The sequence below is a fragment of the Streptomyces hainanensis genome, from assembly GCF_004348415.1.
GTDB classification, from domain to species: Bacteria; Actinomycetota; Actinomycetes; order Streptomycetales; family Streptomycetaceae; genus Streptomyces; species Streptomyces hainanensis.
Genome location: NZ_SMKI01000927.1, coordinates 1 through 533, shown reverse-complemented (window position 1 = coordinate 533; position 533 = coordinate 1). Strand labels below are relative to the sequence as shown.

1 protein-coding gene is annotated in these 533 nt (G+C 72.0%); it reads left to right on the top strand.

From position 1 onward, the window contains the following. Positions 1-71 precede the first annotated feature (71 nt). The gene (locus tag E1283_RS36850; protein WP_425086285.1) at positions 72-419 is read left to right on the top strand and encodes an ATP-binding cassette domain-containing protein; all 348 of its coding nucleotides are present in this window, start codon (positions 72-74) and stop codon (positions 417-419) included. Positions 420-533 lie beyond the last annotated feature (114 nt).

Genomic DNA, 533 nt, shown 5'->3' with positions numbered 1-533 from the left:
TATAAGAGACAGCCCTTCGGCTGCACCGCCGCGCCCCCCGCCGGGACGTCCCCGCCCGGGTGCAGGCGCTGTTGGCGGACGTCGGACTGCCGGCCGAGTTTGCCGACCGCCACCCGGCGGAACTGTCCGGCGGCCAGCGCCAACGCGTCGCCATCGCCCGCGCCCTCGCCGCCGAACCCGAGGTCCTGCTGTGTGACGAGATCACCTCGGCCCTCGATCCCGCCACCAGCACCGTGATCATGGACCTGCTGCGTGGACTGCGGGACCGGCTCGGCCTCGCCATCGTCCTGGTGAGCCACGACCTTCCACTGATCGCGGAGTACGCCGACACCGTCCACGCCATCCAGCACGGCCGGATCACCGATCACGGCCCGCCCGGAACGGCTACCGTGTCGGTAACCTCACCGCGCTCGGGGTGAACAGCTGAGCCGAACCCCTGCGCCAGCTCCAGCCGGGACGACGGCGACATAGTGCTCGGTCTCGACCGCGATCGCGGCGCGTCCAGGTACGCGCGTCCCCGTACCCCGCCGGCC